We start from the raw sequence: 20,323 nt of genomic DNA on the forward strand, positions 1-20,323 counted from the left end.
CATCTTATGGCAGAAACTAAAGCCATTTTAAAGGTAGGCGACAAAGAGGTAGAACTTCCGGTACTTTCGGGAACTGCTGGGAACGACGTAATAGATGTTCGAGCATTAGGCTCTAGCGGTTACTTCACTTTTGACCCTGGTTTCATGGCTACTGGTTCTTGCGAATCATCCATCACCTTTATTGATGGAGCTAAAGGCGTATTACTTCATAGAGGGTATTCAATTGAAGAGTTGGCGAGAGACGCCGATTATATAGAAGTTTGCTATATGTTATTACACGACAAAACGCCCACTTCTGAAGAATATGCTGAATTTAAAAACACCATTACACGTCACACCTTAGTTCACGATCAATTAACAAACTTCTTTAGAGGCTTCCGCCGTGACGCTCATCCAATGGCCATGTTGTGTGGTACAGTTGGTGCGCTATCTAGCTTCTATCACGATGATTTAGATATTTCTGATCCTGAACAACGCTTAAGAAGTGCTTACCGCTTAATCGCAAAAATGCCTACTTTAGTGGCCATGTGTTACAAATATAATGTCGGTCAACCCTTTGTTTATCCAAGAAATGATCTAAGTTATGCTGAAAACTTCTTAAACATGATGTTTTCTGTACCTGCTGAAGATTATGAAATAAGCCCTGCTGTCTCTAGAGCAATGGACCGTATCTTTACATTGCATGCTGATCACGAACAAAATGCATCTACTTCTACAGTCAGACTTGCGGGTTCATCAGGCGCTAATCCATACGCGTGTATTGCCGCTGGCGTTGCATCTTTATGGGGGCCTGCTCATGGTGGTGCCAATGAAGCTTGTTTGAACATGCTGCAAGAAATTGGCAGTGTAGACCGCATTCCTGAGTTTATAGCTCGTGCTAAAGATAAAAATGACCCGTTCAGATTAATGGGCTTTGGTCACCGTGTTTATAAAAACCACGACCCTCGTGCAACTGTGATGCGCGAAAGTTGTCATGAAGTACTTGAAGAGATGAACATTGATGATCCATTGCTGAATGTGGCTATGGAACTAGAAAAAATTGCCCTTAGCGACCCGTATTTCGCTGAGAAAAAGCTTTTCCCAAATGTGGATTTTTATTCAGGTATCATTCTTAAGGCAATTGGCATCCCTACTAACATGTTCACTTGTATTTTTGCACTAGCAAGAACAGTGGGTTGGGTATCTCATTGGCACGAAATGTTAAGTCAACCTGGACAAAAAATTGGGCGTCCTCGTCAGCTTTATACTGGTGAAAATGCTAGAAAGTACAACCCAATTAAAAAGTAACTATTATTGACTATTCAAAAATAGCGCCTCAAGGCGCTATTTTTTTCTCTGTAGTTAAATAAAAAATTAATTCTGGTCAATAAGTTAGCTTATTGCAGCAAACAAATGTTAAATATAAGTAAATAAACAAGTTTGATTACATTAACAAATCAATAACACCACAAAAAGTGATAAAAATGCTTAAATACCACGCCAAAATATTAGGTTATGCTGGATTAACCCCATTTATTTTTCTGCCTTTTTTTATACTTTGGGAAACCGTTTCCTACTTTGAAGGAGTTGGCTTTTTCATTCAGTATTCTGCCATTATTTTATCTTTTTTAGGTGGTGTATTATGGTTTGATGGAATTAATAACAAGCGCTCTATAATCTTAATATACTTGGCTATGCTGCCTTCGATTGTAGGTTGGTTGAGTGTTATTTGGTTTCCGCCCGAGGCTGCATTAATTACCCTGGCTTGTAGTTATATCTTGGTTATTTTTTACGAATTTAAACTCTCTAGCCTGGCCACATGGTATAAATCCTTGAGGATCCGCTTAACTGCAATTACCGTAGGCAGCCATTTAATGATAATTTGGTTAATTTACCAAATGTCTCAATAGTTAAAATAAATCAGTTCTTCAATCAAATTTTTAGCAAAAAAATAGCCCAGTAGGGCTATTTTTTTAATATCGTCACTTCTACAACAAAGTTAAGCGCGAATAAGCGCCAATAACTCAGCTGTTTTTTCTTCCATCAAGGCAATATCTCCTGAGGATTCAACATTTAAACGAATAACAGGCTCGGTATTCGATTTTCTTAGATTAAATCGCCAGTTGCCAAACTCCAATCCTACACCATCTGTATCGTCTATCACTTCTGCCATAGGCTGATATTTAGCAATAACTCGATTAAGTGCAGCATCAGCGTCCTCCAATAGACTGTTAATTTCACCTGATGAAGGGAAAGCCGCTATTCGTTGCTTCACTAATTCAGACAATGGCTGAGCACTGGTGCAGATTAACTCTGCTACTAATAACCAGGGGATCATACCCGAGTCGCAATACGCAAAATCTCGAAAGTAATGATGGGCGCTCATTTCACCGCCATAAACAGCATCTTCTTTACGCATTCTTTCTTTAATGAAGGCATGGCCAGTTTTGCTTTTAATCGGCGTACCGCCAGCAGTTTTTACAATGTCTTCAGTATTCCAATATACACGAGGATCGTAAATAATTTTGCTCGAAGCATTTTTATCCAAAAATGCTTTAGCTAACAAACCTACAATGTAATACCCTTCAACAAATTCGCCAGTCTCATCAAACAAGAAACAACGGTCAAAATCCCCATCCCAGGCTATTCCCATATCAGCTTGATGGGCGATGACAGCATTGGCTGTATCTGCACGGCTTTCTGGTAACAATGGATTAGGTATACCATTTGGAAAGTCACCATCCGGTTGATGATGCACTTTAATAAATTCAATGGGTACTTTAAGGGATTTTAACGCTTGTTCAATACTATCTAATGCTTTACCTGCAGCTCCATTACCGGCATTTACAACTAGCTTTAATGGCTTGAAGTTTGTCAAATCCACATAAGACAATATATGTTCAACATAAGCAGGTAAACATGAACGTTGTGAATATTTACCAGAAGCGGTGAGTTTATCAGTGGAAACACTGCCCTCGCCTTTTAGGAATGCTTCATCGCTACTGCGTTTATCAGAGAAAAAACTTAAACGCGATTCAACTGTGTCTTGATCATATTGTTCAGCAATATCTTTGATAGCAAACAAGCCGGTATCGCCGCTAATTGGGCGAGACTCACTTTTAACCAACTTCATACCATTGTAGTCAATCGGGTTATGACTAGCAGTCACTTCTATGCCGCCATCAACCCCTAAATGTTTGGTAGCGAAGTAAATTTCTTCTGTGCCTGTCATACCCAAATCGATGACGTTAGCACCACCATCGACTAGGCCGGCACTCAATGCTAATTTTAATGGTGCTGAAGTATGACGCACATCACCACCAACAACCACGTCATTGGCATTTAAATATTCGGCATAGGCTCGGCCAATTCGATAAGCCACATTTTCGTCCAATTGCGTTAACAATTTGCCACGAATATCGTACGCTTTAAAACAACTAATTTGCATCTTAAGTCCTTATTTACTTCGCTGTGCGACCGTATCTATCTGAAAAACGAACGATATCGTCTTCACCTAAATAACTACCTGATTGCACTTCAATAAGCTCAAGTGGAACTTTACCTGGATTTTCTAGCGCATGGACGATACCAATTGGAATATATGTAGACTCGTTTTCAGTGACTAAGAAGGTCTCTTCACCGTTCGTTACTTTTGCGGTTCCTGAAACCACAATCCAATGTTCGGCTCGGTGATGATGCATTTGAACTGAAAGTTTCTCACCCGGATTAACCGTAATGCGTTTCACCTGGAATCGGTCACCGTTATCGATGGAATCGTAACTTCCCCAAGGTCTAAATACTTCACGATGAAATTCAAACTCTGGTCGGTGTTGCGCTTTGAGTTCATTAACCACTGTTTTAATGTCTTGAACTTTATTTTTATTTGCTACCAAAATTGCATCTTTGGTTTCTACCACAACGACATCGTCTAAACCTACTACAGCAATTAGTCGTTGTTCAGAATTAATGTAACTATTATTTGTGTTGGTTAACATAACATCACCCACACAAACATTACCTTGAGCATCTTTGCTGTCAGCTGTTTCCCATAAAGAAGACCAGCTACCTACATCATTCCAACCGGCATCTAATGGAACCATAGCTGCGTCGTCGGTTTTTTCCATTACCGCATAATCAACTGAGTCATCTGGGCAAGTGGCAAAAATATCAGCATCAACACGCACAAAGTCTAAATCTTTAGATTCTGAAGAAATCGCTTCTTTACATACTTTGAGCATTTCCGGCGCATACTTTTCTAGCTCTTGTAGATAGCGGCTAGCCTTGAACATAAACATACCGCTATTCCAAAAATAATCACCATTGGCAACGTACTTTTCAGCAGTTTCCATATCTGGCTTTTCTACGAACTGCGATACTGCAAACCCCGTTTCAGAATGATTTAACTGCTCTCCTCTGCGAATATAACCGTAACCAGTATGGGCACAATCAGGAACGATACCAAAGGTAACCAACTTCCCTTGTTCAGCTAACGCATTGGCGTGTTGAATCGCTTTATGGAAAGCCTTGTTGTCTTTGATTAAATGGTCTGCAGCTAAAACCAGTAGTACAGGATCTTCACCTTCGCTACACGCCTGCAACGCAGCTAATGCGATAGCAGGAGCAGTATTGCGACCCACAGGCTCAAGCAAAATTCCGCCGTGATCCCTGCCTTGCTGACGTAATTGCTCGGCTACAAGAAAGCGGTGTGCTTCATTACAAATAAAAATAGCTGGATCCATGTCTAAACCATCAAGGCGACTGACAGTATTTTGCAACATAGTGTTTTCATCGGTTAACGCTAAAAACTGCTTTGGCAATGCAGCACGTGATTTTGGCCACAATCTACTTCCAGATCCGCCCGCTAATACAACTGGTTTCATGTATTTTTCCTTTTTTATATTTTAATGATGTCTAGGCCCATGACTCACTCGCAATGAATGCGTTAAAGCTCGTCAAATACCTGAAACCATCCGTTCCACAAACATAGTTAAAAGCATGCTATAAAAGCTGCGCTTAGTAATCAACAACTGAATAGCAATAAGCTAAAAAACATAACAATAACGTCAAAGTTACCCATTATATTCACTTTAAAACTGCATACTTTTAACATCTCTTTGTGACATAAATTAGCAATATTGATAGTAATTGTTATACTGCGCGAAATTAAAAACATGACAAACAATTTTCATTTATGCAGGAACAAAAATCGCGTTTCGGTGGTACCGAAAGACTCTATGGTTTAACAGAAACACAACGTCTTAAAAAAGCGCATTTTTGTGTTGTTGGGATCGGAGGTGTAGGGACATGGGCAGCCGAGGCGTTGGCTCGCACAGCGTTAGGAAAAATCACTTTAATTGATTTAGATGATATTTGTACCACTAATACCAATCGACAGATTCATGCATTAACCGATACCGTTGGTGAGGCCAAAGTAGACGTCATGGCAGCGCGTATTAGGCAAATTAATCCTGAATGTGAGGTCAATTGCATTGAAGATTTTGTGACGCCAGAAAACCTGCAAGAATACATCAGTAAAGAATTTGATTATGTCATTGATGCCATCGATAGTGTCCCTGCAAAAGCAGCTTTAATTGCCCACTGTAAACGAAACAAAATAAAAATCATTACGACAGGCGGTGCTGGCGGTCAAATTGATCCAAGTAAAATAACCATTTCAGATCTATCTAAAACCATCCAGGATCCCCTCGCCGCTAAACTTCGAAGCCAGTTAAGACGATTTCACAACTTTAGCCAAAACCCTAAAAGACGTTTTGCAGTTGAATGTGTATTTTCCACTGAACACCTGCGTTACCCACAAGGTGACGGTAGCGTTTCGTGCCAAAAATCGGAAGCTCAAAGTAGTGCTAGATTAGATTGTAATACCGGATTCGGAGCAGCGGTTTCGGTAACGGCTTGTTTTGGATTTTTCGCCGCTTCTCGTGCAATAAATAAGTTTTTATCCCTGTAAGTTGGGTTTAAATAGATACAGTGATTAGGTTTTCTGTTGAGTTGAACGCGCATTCCTAACATCTAAAACGATTGCAATAATTAACCAAACGCAAACTATTGATATCATTAACCAGGTACTTTCCGCCACTTGCATGATTTCTTCGCTTAACAATGCAGTTGAGGTTATTAGCACTAAGTAATATGGAAGATTGAGTAAACCTGCCATCCAAATCACTCTTAAAGGCCCATTTTTGCTTCCTTGATTAAACATGAAGAAGGCCAATGAATTAATATGTATCATCGCTAACAACAGCGCTTTTAAACTAATTTTAGAATGCTGAGAGTCGTCGTTTCTACTCAACTGTCCGAGTCGGTAGTTAATGTATGAACCCATCGTTGCCGCCGCAACCATGGCAAAGGTTAAGAATAGAATATCCGCGACGGTTGGTTTGGATAAAATCACCAATACGACGGCAAAAAACTGCCCCGGAAAGTAAAACCCCACGTAAACAATTGACTCTGCTAAGATAATGAAAAAAATCAAAGCGTAAAAGTACTCACCGAAATATGACTTTAAGTCTTCAAGTATAGTTATCCCAGCAGGAATAACGTCAAAATGCACCAAAGATGAAATTAAACCCAGTGCAAATAACGCGGTTGTTGGTAGAACAAATGCATACTTCATATCAACTTTACGTGACTCAAAGATTTTGGGATCAACATAGCGGCTTTAACTCGTTATTAAAATATTAAAATTAAAATATCGAATGTTTGAGAAAAGAAATAAGCAAATTTGCCGATATCAAACAAGCATATGATCAATATCCAATGGAAAATTAGACAAAAAGCGATTATATCGCCACAATCACATTACTGTATAAGACAATACTGATTAATTTAAGGATGCTCCATGCGCATGACCCAAGAAGAACTCAATCAATTGATGGCAGATAGTGCTCAAAATGCGATTGATACCACGTTGGATGAATTTAAACTTGTATTAGATGGGACAGTTGAAAGTATCTCGTTAGTTGACGATGTGATTTTAGCTTGGATTGAAAGATACAAAGATCAAGCGTTAGAAAATGACGCTGTTTTTACCATATCGAATATTTACGGAGCTTATTTAGGCGAAATATTTAAACAGCTTGTGGGCGGAAATTGGCGCTACGATGAATCAGATAAAGATGCACCTTATGTGGTCATGGAGTACTCAGGCAAGTCTTATGCATTTGCTGGTATTTGTTACCAAAGACTAGTCAATGATAGTCAAATAAGTGTACAAGATTATTTTCAACAGGCTGTGGCAAATAGTGTGCAGTAACCATACAAAGCGCCCCTAGAAAATTTATCAGGGCTGATTATCAGCCCAATCCGCTATCATATAGCGTAAATGGCGACTTTTTAAAATCCAATAAAGTATCACCACATCAACTAACATCATGGAAGCAACCGGCCAGGAAAACTGCCAGTATTGGCCGACCGAAATTTGCATTTGATGGGCCAAATCAAGTAAAACGGTTAAAATCAAACAAGGTTTTATGAGTCGCCTGATAAATTGCCACTTGCTATCCCACCACTTTTCTCTGTACGCCACAATAATTATCGCAATTAACGCTCCACCGCCAATGCCAAAACCAATGTATAGTTCACTTTTTTGCGGATAAAATATTTCAAGCAATCCATCTGCATCTCGAAAATTACTGAGTGAAAGAACAAAAATGGCATAACTTTTTGCGAGAAATAAACAACACCACCAAAAAAATCGTGGCGGTTTAATTCGCCCAGCCTCATCATAATGGTTTAAAGGTAATAGTAGTTTCGCCATTTTAGAGTTGAATAGCGTCTAAGCACTGAAACTGTGGCCGAAGCCAATGGAAATTATTCACTTTCAGTTTGAATTCCAAGGGACAGTAACATGTCATCAAGCACTTCATCTAAATCTACAAAGGTTCCACTGGAAATATAGATACTCATACTAGAACGAATACTTACTTGTTGACCACGTTGCTCACCCAAAATCGTATTCTCCAATGCATATCGCATACGTTCAAAAAATGATTTTGCAGAATCTTCTTCTATATCAGTTAGGCAGACGATGAATTGCTCCGGTGCAAATCTACCTAAAATATCGCGTTCACGCGTAACCTGGCTTAGGGTTAAGGATATTTGTTTTAACGCTAACTCACTATTGGTTGCCCCTATTTGCCTATTCACATCTCGAAAGTTGCCTAAATCAAATAAGGCTAATGCATTGGTTCGTCCAGGTGAAGGTTCAGGTACTCGTTTAATTTTTGCCAATGCGGCTTTACTATTAAGTAGGTTAGTAACCGTATCAAAAGATAAACTATTGAGATAACGGTGACGTAGCCAAAATATGATTGCAACAATAACAATCAGGAGCACGCAGACCACAATAACGATGGTTTGAATACGATCACTTTTTGACGCTTGCAAACTAGTCTCTAAGCTTTGAATTTGGCTATGTAGATTAGCCACTCCCAATATTTTACCTGATTCTTGTTGCTCAATAGCCTTATTGATCATTACCTCAGAAAAAGTGTTGAAGGCTTTTTCAGCGTTTTCAATATCGCCCAGATACAAGTAGACTTGTACGATAAATTTCAAGTAGTCTTTATTTCTATTAACAAAGATTTTGTAACCTTCATTGGTATTTTTTTCATCTTCTAAAAATTGCTTTAGACATGCAATGTCATTATCTTCATAACAGACCACCGCACTATACCAACGATACAAACTATTAAATGTGGAACTATTGATGCTTTCAAGATAGATTTTCCACTTTGCAAGACTATAGCGTAACTGTTCAATATTATTGGTTCGATAATGGTAGCCCGCTTCAGCAAAATACAACCACACATTAGATAACGCTGTATCAACGGAAAGATTGACGCGTTTAAATTCTTGAATCGCTTGTTCGGCTTTTTCAAAATTCCCAGCGGCCATGTGAGAAGAGATAACGCTCATTAGCGTGGCCAGTAAGTTGGAACTTGTGTAGGTATTTAACCCTAACTCGTAAGATTTTTGAAATTGCTCAGCGGCTAAAACCTGTTGACCTAATGAGCCATAAAGGAGCCCTATATTATTGTGAATATGAGCTAAAGCCGCCTGATCATTTTTAACCGCATAGGTTTCCAACAAAGCGTACATTTTACCGAGTTTGACACCATCATCCATGTTAGCATGACAAACCGTGATCAAACCCAACTGCGCACTCAGATTAATCCCTTCAAATTTGTTCTGCGAAAGTTGTTCTGCCTTTCCATAATATTCACAACGATCCAAATTTTCTTGAACATCATAAATGAAACCTAACTGGTAAGTAGCTGAGGCAAAATATTCCATCTCTCTATCTACTTTGGGATTATTGATAAGTGCGATCAATGCTTGTTTAGCTTCTTCGTGTTTTCCAACACAAATTTGCCAATGGGTTTTCATCACCATTAGTTGAAATTTCTGGGTATCGCTCAATTCTGAAAGATTCAAATAACTGTCGATTGCTAGATTTGCATCGTCTTCGGGGCAATCATAGGGCTCAATTGTTGAGGTGAGAATAAAGTTATCAATTTCGCTAATTTCGGCAGCAAAACCCACCGAAGAATTGATCAGCAAAACGATTAAAAAATAAAAGTACACTGATTTTCTAATCAAGGTAATATCCGAACACGCGTAAAAAGGAAGCTGTCAATAAACATGATTTAATTGTTCTTATTGTTATATTATGTTTTAAAGCTAAACAATCAGCCCCATGAAAATCTAATTATAAGTTTAATTCTTTCTAGTTTTAAGCACAAGATGGAATGAGGTAGTTGAAAACGCCTAAAAATGCGAATGTCGTGGCTAATAGATAGTCCCCTTAATGCCAATTTCTAGCACCGAAAATTAAGTTTTAGCAGCCATTGTAAACATCATTGCGCTCTATAAATTGACGTTAATATCTGATTAGACTTAGTTTTTACTAGACGCTATCACCGCAAAGGACAATCCTGTATAATTCAGCGCGTAAAATAACCAATTCAGGCATGGCTGTCTAATTTGACTGCATTTTAAGCTAGTCCAATATTTTCAGATGGTTAAGTCAACTCATTTAAATAACACCTGCAATAGCACAAGGCGTAAGATGACCGTAGAAATCGTTAACCCCAAGCAAACCACTACTCTAGAAACACCAGTGAAAATCTTGGAATCAAATACTGTAACGAAAGCAGCTTCAGGCACCAAGATAGGGTTTGTGAGCTTAGGCTGCCCTAAAAACTTAGTCGACTCAGAACGCATTTTGACTCAGTTACGGACTGAAGGCTACGATGTCGTGCCCACCTACAATGATGCTGAATTAGTGATTGTAAATACCTGTGGGTTTATCGATTCTGCTGTACAGGAATCCTTGGATACCATTGGTGAAGCACTGGCCGAAAACGGCAAAGTTATCGTTACTGGCTGTTTGGGTGTCAAAGAAGACGAAATTCGCGAAGTGCATCCTAATGTGTTGGCGATTACCGGCCCTCACGCCTATGAAAGCGTGGTAGAGCAAGTTCATTTTCACCTTCCCAAGCCTAAACACGACCCTTTTATGCAGTTAGTACCTGACCATGGAATTAAGCTGACTCCTAAACATTATGCTTACTTGAAGATTTCCGAGGGCTGTAATCATAGATGCACTTTTTGCATTATCCCCTCCATGCGTGGCGATCTAGTCAGCCGCCCAGTCGGCGAAGTGTTGGATGAAGCCACTCGATTAAAAAATGCAGGAGTAAAAGAGCTTCTTGTTATTTCTCAAGATACCAGTGCATACGGCGTTGACGTAAAATATCAAACCGGCTTTTGGGATGGAATGCCAGTGAAAACTGACATGCTGGGACTATGTAAAAAATTGGCAGAAATGGGTATTTGGGTGCGCTTGCATTATGTTTACCCCTACCCCTCGGTTGATAAAGTCATTCCGTTAATGGCAGAAGGGAAAATATTGCCTTATTTAGATATTCCTTTCCAACACGCTACACCACGAATACTGAAGTTGATGAAACGTCCTGCTGCGGCAGAAAAAACCCTCGAACGGATCAAAGCTTGGCGCGCCATTTGCCCTCAATTAATTATACGTTCCACCTTCATTGTCGGCTTCCCAGGTGAGACAGAAGAGGAGTTTCAACAACTCCTAGACTTTTTAAAGGAAGCTCAACTCGATAGAGTGGGTTGTTTTAAATACTCAGACGTTGAAGGGGCTAAAGCTAACGATCTACCGGATCCTGTGCTAGAAACGGTTAAACAGGAGCGTTTCGAACGTTTTATGGCCTTACAGTCTCAAATTAGTGCTGAAAAACTACAGCAAAAAATCGGCTTGGAATACCAAATATTGATTGATGAGGTTACCAGCGAAGGTGCCGTAGGGCGTTGTTTCGCTGATGCACCGGAAATCGACGGTCAAGTGTATTTAACGGATGAATTTGAGGTTAATCCTGGCGATCTCATTTGGGGGCAAATTATTCATGCAGACGAACATGACATGTGGGCAGTGAAAGTAGAAGACTAATTCAACCTTGTTGGTTTCATTGCCAAGCTCTGTCAAATGCGAATCGTAAGTACTCGGTGTAAGTAACCTGTGCGCGCACACAAAGCAAATCTTCTGCGCAAGTGCAATTCGGGCTGATAATCAGCCCGTTAATTTACCCGTTCAAAGGCTTTACTTGCTCACCATGTCAACGGCTTAATCATCTCCATTATCGTCTTTGGCCTGATCAATTAAATCCTGCCTAAGACGTTTATTGGTTTGCACCCCAAGGTGCCGAAATTGTTCTATTTGACGAACAAGATTTCCCTTTCCTGAGACTAACTTATTGGTTGCTGCGTCTACGTTTTTTTGCACTGATTCAACGGATTTGCTGATCTTCTCCATATCTTCCACGAAACCATGAAATTTGTCATACAGCTTGCCAGCTTGAGTGGCAATTTTTTGCGCATTCTGATTTTGGTATTCGTATTGCCAAATATTATTGATGGTACGTAGTGCCACCAATAAGTTAGTGGGGCTAACTAACATAATATTATTGTCCAGAGCCAACTTTACTAACTCAGGCGCGTGATCTATGGCCACTAAAAAAGCAGACTCTATGGGAATAAACATCAACACATAATCCAGCGTGCGTATACCTTTTAGATCTTGATAATCCTTTTTCCCTAGTCCCTTAATATGATTGCGTAAAGAGTGGGTATGGGCCACTAAAAACTGCTGACGGGAAAGCTCATCATCCTGACAGTTAAAATAACGTTCGTAATCCGCCAGTGATACCTTGGAATCAATAACGATGTCTTTATCGTTAGGTAAATGCACCACCACATCGGGCTGGTATTGTTTTCCAGATTCATTTTTAAGGCTGACCTGGGTGTCGAACTCGTGCCCTTCTCGTAAACCAGATTCAGTTAAAATGCGCTCTAAAACAACCTCTCCCCAATTACCTTGTTGTTTGTTATCCCCCTTTAAGGCTTTGGTTAATGCTGCTGCATCTTGCGTAATTTGCTGGTTAAGTTCCTTGAGCCCTAAAATTTCAGTTTTGAGGGAAGCTCGCTCTTGACCTTCTTTGACGTACTGATCAGAGACTTGCTTTTTGAAGCCTTCGATTTGTTCTTTAAGGGGAGTTAGCAAAGCATCGAGCCCAGCTTGACTTGATTGCGTAAACTTCTGTTGCTTTTGTTCAAATATTTTATTTGCCAGGTTTTCAAATTGTTCCTGTAAACGTTTCTCAGCACTGGTCAGTAAATCAAGTTTGTCTTCTAACGCGATACGTTCTTGGGCAAAACTGGCCCCTTGGGATTCAAGTTGAGAATAATATTGATTCGACTTGTCGTTAGCCTTTTGCGCATTTTCTTGCCAAGTTGCAAGCTGAATAGACAATTGTTCTATTTGCAAATCTTTTTGCTCTAACTCACCAAATTTTCGCTGTGCAAGAAGTTGCTGTTGATGGGCTTCATCAATTTTTGTCTGCATCTTTGTGATGTCATCATGTAGCTGCAAAATTTGATTTTCGAGCTGTTGCCGAATGAGATCCTGTTGTTGTTGTGCCTCTTTTTTGTCGCTCAGATGCTTTTGACGATTAATTACATTAGTCACAAGCGTCCCTAGCAACAGTCCTAAAAAACCGGTAGCGACTAACAGTAAAACAGTATTTTGGTCTAAATCTACATTCATATTAATGGATTCTAATTAATAAAGATGGGTAAAATTGCGAAGTACTTGATGAAATAAAAGCAGTGCATCTCAGGCGAGATGCACTCTTGGAACAACTAAACTGAGGCTTACTATGCCTTGTTTAAATCCTCAATTTTCACTTTCCAAATAGCTGGACCCGTTTCGTGAGCATTGGCTCCGGTACTATCAACGGCAACGGTTACCGGCATATCTTCAACATCAAATTCGTAAATTGCTTCCATACCCAAATCTTCGAAAGCAACGACACGAGATTTTTTAATCGCTTTTGATACCAAGTACGCTGCGCCACCCACTGCCATTAAATAAACCGCTTTGTGTTTAGCGATACTATCAACCGTCGCAGGCCCTCGTTCAGCTTTACCAATCATTCCCATTAAACCAGTTTTCTCCAACATCATGTCGGTAAATTTATCCATACGAGTGGCGGTTGTTGGACCTGCAGGACCAACAGCTTCATCACCCACTGCATCAACAGGCCCCACGTAATAAATAAAGCGATTAGTTAGGTCAACCCCTTCTGGTAAACCCTCACCATTATCCATCATGGTTTGAATACGTTTATGGGCGGCATCACGACCAGTCAACATTTTGCCTGAGAGTAAAACGGTTTCTCCGACTTTCCAGTCCAAAATATCTTCTTTTGTGACGGTATCGAGATTTACACGACGGGTATTGTCGCCCACTTCCCAAGTAATATCTGGCCAGTCTTCTAATTTAGGTGGCGTCAATTCTGCGGGTCCGCTGCCATCAAGGTGAAAATGTGCGTGTCGCGTGGCGGCACAGTTGGGGATCATGGCGATGGGTTTTGAAGCCGCGTGGGTTGGCACTGATTTAATTTTAATATCGACTACTGTTGTCAAGCCGCCTAAACCTTGCGCCCCAATACCGAGGTCATTTACTTTTTTGAAAATATCTAAACGCAGTTTTTCTTCAGTCGTTTCAGCGCCCCGCTCCATTAACTCTTGAATATCAACGGGATCCATTAAACTTTCTTTGGCCAATACCGCTGCTTTTTCAGCTGTTCCACCAATACCTATACCTAACATGCCAGGAGGACACCAACCCGCGCCCATGGTTGGCAAAGTTTTAACCACCCAATCAGCGATATCATCACTTGGATTAAGCATAACCATTTTTGATTTATTTTCAGAACCGCCGCCTTTGGCCGCAATCATCACTTCAATACCTTCACCTGGTACCATATCGATATGGACTACAGCTGGGGTATTATCTTTAGTGTTTTTACGAGCACCGGCAGGATCAGATACGATGGATGCTCGAAGTGGATTATCTGGATTAAGGTAAGCGCGACGAGTTCCCTCATCAACCATTTGTTGAATGGTCATGTCAGTCTTATCCCACTGCACGCCCATTCCAACTTTGACAAAACAAGTTACGATACCTGTATCTTGGCAAAGGGGACGTTTGCCTTCAGCTGACATACGAGAATTGATCAGTATCTGAGCCATAGCGTCTTTTGCTGCCTGACTTTGTTCTCTGTTGTAAGCTGCTTCAACCGCTTTTACATAATCTATAGGGTGGTAATAGGAAATAAATTGTAATGCATCTTCAATGCTATCAATTAAATCTTGCTGACGAATGAGTGCCATAGGTGCCTCTAAATCAATTGTAGGGAAGTTTTTTGTGTCTTAAATATCCGCCAATATGATACCCTCTTGGAATCAATTGCTCCATCGCTAAACGCGTATAATTTAAATTTGTTGGTAAAATTTCCATGCAGCATAGCGCTTGTAAAAGCTCTCGTATTCAAACACTTGCTATTCCTTCTTCAACAGACATTACGGAATTGTTTGCCCATTATTGCCAAACTAAATGGTCAATATTGCTCGATTCAGCTAAAAGTACACACAAAAATGCACGCTTTGATATTGTAGTCTCTGATCCCATCGCGGCGATAACTGCCTATCAAAATGTATGCGAAATAGAGTATTTTTATGATCCCTTAGATGAATACATCCCCACAGAAAAGACAGTAAAAAGAGACGGTCAGCCAATCAGTATTTTGCGGTCGTTATTGCAATCTTGTCTACCAAAAGAGCCCCCAGCGCCGATGGAAACCGAAACACCATTGCCTTTTACCTCTGGTGGCATAGGCTATTTTGGTTATGATTTAGGACGATGTTATGAAACTTTGCCTAGCTTGGCTAAAAATAGCCATCACAATCCAGACATGGCTGTGGGAATTTATAGTTGGAGTGTGATCAAAGATAATCACACAGGATTGTTTTACCTGACAGATATCCCTGGCCTCCCCTCGCCAAGTAAACAAGAAATTGAAAACGTGTTTATGAGTCCAGCCCCTGATGAAACGCAATTACCATGGGAATTGAAAACAAATTGGCAATCCAATATGTCAAAGGCTGACTATATTATTAAATTGCAGCGTATTCTTGATTACTTACACGCCGGTGATTGTTATCAAGTCAATTTGGCACAACGTTTTAACGCCCAGTTCAATGGTTCGACCTGGCAAGGCTACTTGCGGCTTAGACAAGCTAATCGAGCGCCTTTCTCTGCTTATATTCAGTTAGTTAACAGTACTGTTTTAAGCATTTCACCAGAACGATTCTTAAAAGCCAAAAACAGATTTGTAGAAAGCCAACCCATTAAAGGCACGCGTCCGCGTTCAACCAACCTACAAACTGATCAACAAAATATTGAAGCGTTAAAACATTCAGAGAAAGACCGTGCAGAAAACCTGATGATTGTGGACTTGTTAAGAAATGATATGAGTAAGTCATGTGAAGATCACTCTATTCAAGTCCCAGCGCTTTTTGCCATTGAATCCTTCGAAGCCGTTCATCACCTTGTTAGCACAGTCACAGGAACCTTAAATAGCTATGATGATAGCCTAAGCTTGTTACAAGGCGCGTTTCCAGGTGGTTCAATCACTGGAGCGCCTAAAATACGAGCGATGGAAATAATTGATGAATTAGAACCAGATCGACGTAATATTTATTGTGGCAGTATTGGTTATATAAATAGAAACGGTGATATGGATACAAGTATTTGTATTCGCACTTTATTATGCGAAGATTCGCAGATATATTGTTGGGCAGGCGGAGGAATTGTATTAGATTCAAATCCTCAAGAAGAATATCAAGAAAGTTTAGATAAGGTGTCGAAAATTTTACCCATATTGGAAAACGACTATGAATAAAGAAGAGTTTGTTCGTCGCTTTCAACATATCAGAAAAATCAAACCAGAAGCAGATTTTCCCTTAACTGAAGTAGGCAAACCTGCTGCTGTACTGATCCCGATTATAGAGCGAGCAGACCAGTTAACAGTATTATTTACTCAACGCGCAATGCATTTAAAGAATCATCCTGGTCAGGTAAGTTTCCCGGGCGGTAAATTAGAAAAAAGCGATACTGATCTAGCCCATACCGCGCTGCGTGAAACAGAAGAAGAAATTGGACTAACGGCGGATAAAATAACCTTAATTGGTAGCCTTCCGAAATTTCGTACCGTTAGTCGTTTTGAAGTGACACCATTTTTAAGTTTTGTTGAGCCTGAATTTGAACTGACTTTGGATAGAAATGAAGTTGACAATGTGTTTGAAGTGCCATTTTTGCATCTTATGGACAAACAAAACCACTTTATTCATTGGACGAAACGTAAAGGGGTTAGGCAACCAATTTATTTTATCACTTGGCAGGATAAAACTATTTGGGGTGCAACAGCGTCATTTGTAAGACTGCTATCAAATCACATTGACTATGAGTCACTCGATGAGACTGTATAAGTTTTATTTACGCTGTCATTAACAATTCTCGTTTAAAAATCCCCGCCAACCACTTGCCCTCCTGAGTAACTATCAGCATAGTATTATGATATTTATTAAAGTGAGGAAAATACGGTAATGATCAGCGTTTTTGACATGTTTAGTGTTGGCATTGGCCCATCGAGTTCACATACAGTAGGACCGATGCGCGCCGCAAATGCCTTTTGTCAGCAACTTTCTTCAGACAATTTGCTTTCCAACGTTGATCAAGTCTGTGTAGAATTATTTGGCTCACTTGGGCAGACTGGAAAAGGTCATGGTACAGGAAAAGCCGTCATTTTAGGCTTACTGGGCTTCGATCCAGAAACTGTTGATGTGTCGAAGGTTGATACATGGCTATCGGAAATTGAACAATCTCAACAGATCAATTTAAACGGCACACATAAGGTCAAATTTCCCCGTGAAGGCGCGATTGTATTCCATCGCCGTAAAACCTTACCCTTGCATTCAAATGGCATGACAATTCATGCTTATCAAGATAACCAACTCGTTGTTAGCCAAACCTACTACTCTATCGGTGGCGGCTTCATAGTCAAACAAGAAGATTTTCAATCTGTTAAAGACATGTCGTTGGAAAAACAACAAAAACCTCTACCTTTCCCCTTCGCAAGCTCGTTCGAATTAATTAAACAGTGTAAAGAAAACGGTCTTTCAATTAGCGCATTAATGTTAGAGAACGAATCCACCGTGCAACCTAAAGCGGACGTGATCGACAAGCTATGGGAAATTTGGCAGGTCATGTTGGAGTCTGTTAATAACGGAATTCATACTGAAGGAATTTTGCCTGGTGGACTGAAAGTGACTCGCCGTGCCCCCGCCCTTTACCGTCGATTAGAAACGGAACAAACAGCCGATCCAATGCAAGCCATGGATTGGGTGAATCTTTTTGCGTTGGCAGTAAATGAAGAAAATGCGGCCGGAGGTAGAGTGGTAACAGCACCGACTAATGGCGCTGCTGGTATCATTCCCGCAGTGTTGTGTTATTTTGACAAATTTGTCCGCAAAGTTGAAAAGCCCACGGCTGCAAGATACCTTCTCACCGCAGCGGCAATTGGAATTTTGTATAAAAAGAATGCGTCCATCTCTGGTGCAGAAGTGGGTTGCCAAGGTGAAGTCGGTGTTGCTTGTTCAATGGCCGCAGGTGCATTAACCGAGATTATCGGTGGATCAGTTGATGCGGTGGAAAATGCCGCAGAGATTGGTATGGAACACAATTTAGGGCTCACCTGTGACCCCGTAGGCGGCTTAGTCCAAGTGCCTTGCATAGAGCGCAATGCCATGGGCGCAATTAAAGCAATTAACGCTTCACGATTAGCTTTAAGAGGTTCAGGCCAACACAAAGTATCCTTAGATAAAGTCATTAAAACCATGTGGGATACGGGTAACGATATGAAGTCTAAATACAAAGAAACCGCACGAGGCGGTTTAGCGGTAAACATAATAGAGTGTTAGCGTTACATACTCACTCTTAAACATAAAACGTTACCCGTTATTTAACGGGTAACGTAAGTCCTTTAAACATTTTCTCTACTTCATCGTTATTCTTTTGCATCATAGCGCGTTCTACCACGTCTTTAGTCAGATGAGGCGCAAAGCGTTCGATGAATTCATACATGTAGCTACGTAAGAAAGAGCCCTTTCTAAAACCAATTTTGGTGGTGCTGTATTCGAACAAGTGGCTGGCATCAATTTTCACCAAATCACTATCCAGTTTGTCATCTACTGCCATTGAGGCAATGACCCCTACTCCAACGCCTAATCTTACGTAGGTTTTAATTACGTCAGCATCTGTCGCAGTAAACACTATTTTAGGTTCCAAACCTGCACGGTCAAACGCTTGGTCTAATTCAGAACGTCCAGTAAATCCAAACACATAGGTAACTAATGAATACTCAGCAATGTCTTGAATAGTAATTGTGGTCTTTTTCGCTAAGGGATGATCGCGATTAACAATAATACTTCTGTTCCAGTGATAACAAGGCAACATCACTAAGTCATTATACAAATGCAAAGCTTCGGTAGCGATTGCAAAGTCAGCTTCACCTTTAGCTGCCAAATCGCTTATTTGCGAAGGTGTACCTTGATGCATATGCAATGACACTTTTTTGTATTTACCCATGAAGCCCTTTATCACATCAGGTAATGCATAACGTGCTTGGGTATGAGTAGTCGCGATATTTAGTTTACCTTGATCAGGTAAAGTGTGTTCTCTGGCTACAGCTTTAATACTTTCTACTTTAGCCAGGATTTCTCGTGAAATATTAATCACGTCTTGGCCAGCATCAGTGACATGAGTTAGATGTTTACCACTGCGACCAAAAATCTGGACGCCGAGTTCATCTTCTAGCATGCGAACTTGTTTACTTATCCCCGGTTGTGAGGTGTATAGATTTTCTGCAGTAGCAGAAACATTCAGATTGTTGTTTAAGACTTCAACAATATATCTTAGTTGCTGTAATTTCATTTTTATTAACCAAGTGCCTTTGAGAACATATACATATATGCAAAACATATTTACTGTAGGTTACATTAATTCCAAAAAATTTTAATAAAAATCTGCTTTTTTATTCCAGTTAAGTAAAATTTTTGGTAAATATCCCTTAGTTCAGGGATACTAAATCTTTTGTAGCCCAGTTCAATGAGTATTACAGTGACCGTAAAAGAGCAACAATTAATCGACTTTTCCACCGTACTAGCCGCTGCCGTACACGACATGAAAAGTTCACTAAATCTCTTACAACAGTCTATTGATGGTCTAAATAAAACGATTGAACCGGAAAATCGCGCTGCACAGCAGTTATTATCTAATGCTCACTACGAATCATCACGCTTAAATACGGGTTTAGTACAACTTTTGTCTTTATATAGGGCGGAAATGGAAAATCTGCCGATAAATGAAGATGAGTGTTTTATTGACGATCTATTGGAAAACATTTTTATTACCCATGAACATTATTTGGGACATAAAAATATGACCCTTGAAATAGAACAGACACCAAGGCTAGTACGTTATTTAGACCAAGATTTAATTCATCTTTTATTAAATGACATTTTGGTAAATGCAATACGCTATGGCAGTTCTAAGTTGTTAGTTTCTGCCTATGAAGAAGATGATTGGTTATTTATTAAAGTAGAAGATGATGGTGAAGGTTATCCCAGTAAAATGTTAGTTAACAATAAAATTGAAATGCAGGATATTAAATTGGTTAACGGTCGAACAGGATTAGGAATATTTTTTGCTAGATTAATCGCTTCAGCTCACCGCAGAGGTGATAAAAAAGGTGAGATATTGTTATCCAATGGCGGAACATTAGGCGGCAGTGTTTTTACACTTAAGTTGCCTTAACGTCCGGTTTTATAGAACAAA

General features: G+C 40.0%; 17 protein-coding genes. 9 read left to right on the forward strand and 8 right to left on the reverse strand.

The features are described from left to right. Positions 1–6: 6 nt before the first annotated feature. Together gltA and ACYVIL_RS05985 are read left to right on the forward strand one after the other, a co-directional pair. The gene (gltA, locus tag ACYVIL_RS05980) at positions 7–1,287 is read left to right on the forward strand and encodes a citrate synthase (protein WP_303473762.1); all 1,281 of its coding nucleotides are present in this window, start codon (positions 7–9) and stop codon (positions 1,285–1,287) included. Positions 1,288–1,463: 176 nt separating this feature from the next. Then, positions 1,464–1,889 (forward strand): DUF3429 domain-containing protein, encoded by a 426-nt coding sequence (locus ACYVIL_RS05985; RefSeq protein ID WP_303473761.1) that lies wholly within the window; start codon positions 1,464–1,466, stop codon positions 1,887–1,889. An 89-nt stretch (positions 1,890–1,978) separates the two neighbouring features. On the opposite strand, the gene ACYVIL_RS05990 is transcribed toward ACYVIL_RS05985, so the two are convergent. Continuing rightward, positions 1,979–3,427 carry a phosphohexomutase domain-containing protein gene (locus ACYVIL_RS05990; protein ID WP_460311895.1) on the reverse strand — a complete coding sequence of 483 codons (1,449 nt, stop codon included), beginning with the start codon at positions 3,425–3,427 and terminating at the stop codon, positions 1,979–1,981. Positions 3,428–3,440: 13 nt separating this feature from the next. Then, positions 3,441–4,859 (reverse strand): mannose-1-phosphate guanylyltransferase/mannose-6-phosphate isomerase, encoded by a 1,419-nt coding sequence (locus tag ACYVIL_RS05995; RefSeq protein ID WP_303473759.1) that lies wholly within the window; start codon positions 4,857–4,859, stop codon positions 3,441–3,443. A gap of 311 nt (positions 4,860–5,170) precedes the next feature. Between ACYVIL_RS05995 and tcdA the strand changes: the two genes are divergently transcribed. After that, a complete protein-coding gene (tcdA, locus tag ACYVIL_RS06000; protein ID WP_460311896.1) occupies positions 5,171–5,947 on the forward strand; it encodes a tRNA cyclic N6-threonylcarbamoyladenosine(37) synthase TcdA in 777 nt (258 codons plus the stop codon). A gap of 24 nt (positions 5,948–5,971) precedes the next feature. Here tcdA and ACYVIL_RS06005 read toward each other — a convergent pair whose 3' ends face one another. Continuing rightward, positions 5,972–6,613, reverse strand: coding sequence for a hypothetical protein (locus tag ACYVIL_RS06005; RefSeq protein ID WP_460311897.1), 642 nt, complete (start codon positions 6,611–6,613; stop codon positions 5,972–5,974). Positions 6,614–6,838: 225 nt separating this feature from the next. On the opposite strand from ACYVIL_RS06005, the gene ACYVIL_RS06010 reads away from it, so the two are divergent. Beyond that, positions 6,839–7,252, forward strand: coding sequence for a hypothetical protein (locus ACYVIL_RS06010; protein WP_303473756.1), 414 nt, complete (start codon positions 6,839–6,841; stop codon positions 7,250–7,252). Positions 7,253–7,279: 27 nt separating this feature from the next. On the opposite strand, the gene ACYVIL_RS06015 is transcribed toward ACYVIL_RS06010, so the two are convergent. Continuing rightward, the gene (locus ACYVIL_RS06015) at positions 7,280–7,756 is read right to left on the reverse strand and encodes a DUF2919 domain-containing protein (protein ID WP_303473755.1); all 477 of its coding nucleotides are present in this window, start codon (positions 7,754–7,756) and stop codon (positions 7,280–7,282) included. A 53-nt stretch (positions 7,757–7,809) separates the two neighbouring features. Further along, positions 7,810–9,600, reverse strand: a complete 1,791-nt coding sequence (locus tag ACYVIL_RS06020; protein WP_460311898.1) for a diguanylate cyclase domain-containing protein — start codon at positions 9,598–9,600, stop codon at positions 7,810–7,812. Positions 9,601–10,069: 469 nt separating this feature from the next. Here ACYVIL_RS06020 and rimO point away from each other — a divergent pair, with 469 nt between their 5' ends. Further along, positions 10,070–11,476, forward strand: coding sequence for a 30S ribosomal protein S12 methylthiotransferase RimO (gene rimO / locus ACYVIL_RS06025; RefSeq protein WP_460311899.1), 1,407 nt, complete (start codon positions 10,070–10,072; stop codon positions 11,474–11,476). A 174-nt stretch (positions 11,477–11,650) separates the two neighbouring features. On the opposite strand, the gene rmuC is transcribed toward rimO, so the two are convergent. Beyond that, complete coding sequence (gene rmuC / locus ACYVIL_RS06030; RefSeq protein WP_460311900.1) at positions 11,651–13,129, reverse strand: DNA recombination protein RmuC; 1,479 nt, start codon at positions 13,127–13,129, stop codon at positions 11,651–11,653. A gap of 110 nt (positions 13,130–13,239) precedes the next feature. After that, positions 13,240–14,760, reverse strand: a complete 1,521-nt coding sequence (locus tag ACYVIL_RS06035) for a fumarate hydratase (RefSeq protein ID WP_303473751.1) — start codon at positions 14,758–14,760, stop codon at positions 13,240–13,242. A gap of 125 nt (positions 14,761–14,885) precedes the next feature. Between ACYVIL_RS06035 and pabB the strand changes: the two genes are divergently transcribed. From pabB to ACYVIL_RS06050, 3 genes are all read left to right on the forward strand, one after another. Further along, positions 14,886–16,331, forward strand: coding sequence for an aminodeoxychorismate synthase component I (pabB, locus tag ACYVIL_RS06040; RefSeq protein ID WP_460311901.1), 1,446 nt, complete (start codon positions 14,886–14,888; stop codon positions 16,329–16,331). Beyond that, positions 16,324–16,917: a CoA pyrophosphatase gene (locus ACYVIL_RS06045; RefSeq protein WP_460311902.1), complete on the forward strand. Its 594-nt coding sequence runs from the start codon at positions 16,324–16,326 to the stop codon at positions 16,915–16,917. The genes pabB and ACYVIL_RS06045 overlap by 8 nt, the downstream gene beginning before the upstream one ends. A 117-nt stretch (positions 16,918–17,034) precedes the next feature. After that, positions 17,035–18,408, forward strand: a complete 1,374-nt coding sequence (locus ACYVIL_RS06050) for an L-serine ammonia-lyase (RefSeq protein WP_303473747.1) — start codon at positions 17,035–17,037, stop codon at positions 18,406–18,408. 37 nt (positions 18,409–18,445) lie between these two features. Here the strand turns inward: ACYVIL_RS06050 and cysB are convergent, their stop codons facing one another. Continuing rightward, positions 18,446–19,420, reverse strand: a complete 975-nt coding sequence (cysB, locus tag ACYVIL_RS06055; protein WP_216046411.1) for an HTH-type transcriptional regulator CysB — start codon at positions 19,418–19,420, stop codon at positions 18,446–18,448. A 174-nt stretch (positions 19,421–19,594) separates the two neighbouring features. Between cysB and ACYVIL_RS06060 the strand changes: the two genes are divergently transcribed. After that, on the forward strand, positions 19,595–20,302 hold the full coding sequence (locus tag ACYVIL_RS06060) for a sensor histidine kinase (RefSeq protein ID WP_460311903.1): 708 nt from the start codon (positions 19,595–19,597) through the stop codon (positions 20,300–20,302). Positions 20,303–20,323: the final 21 nt, after the last annotated feature.

It is taken from the genome of Aliiglaciecola aliphaticivorans, assembly GCF_054782055.1.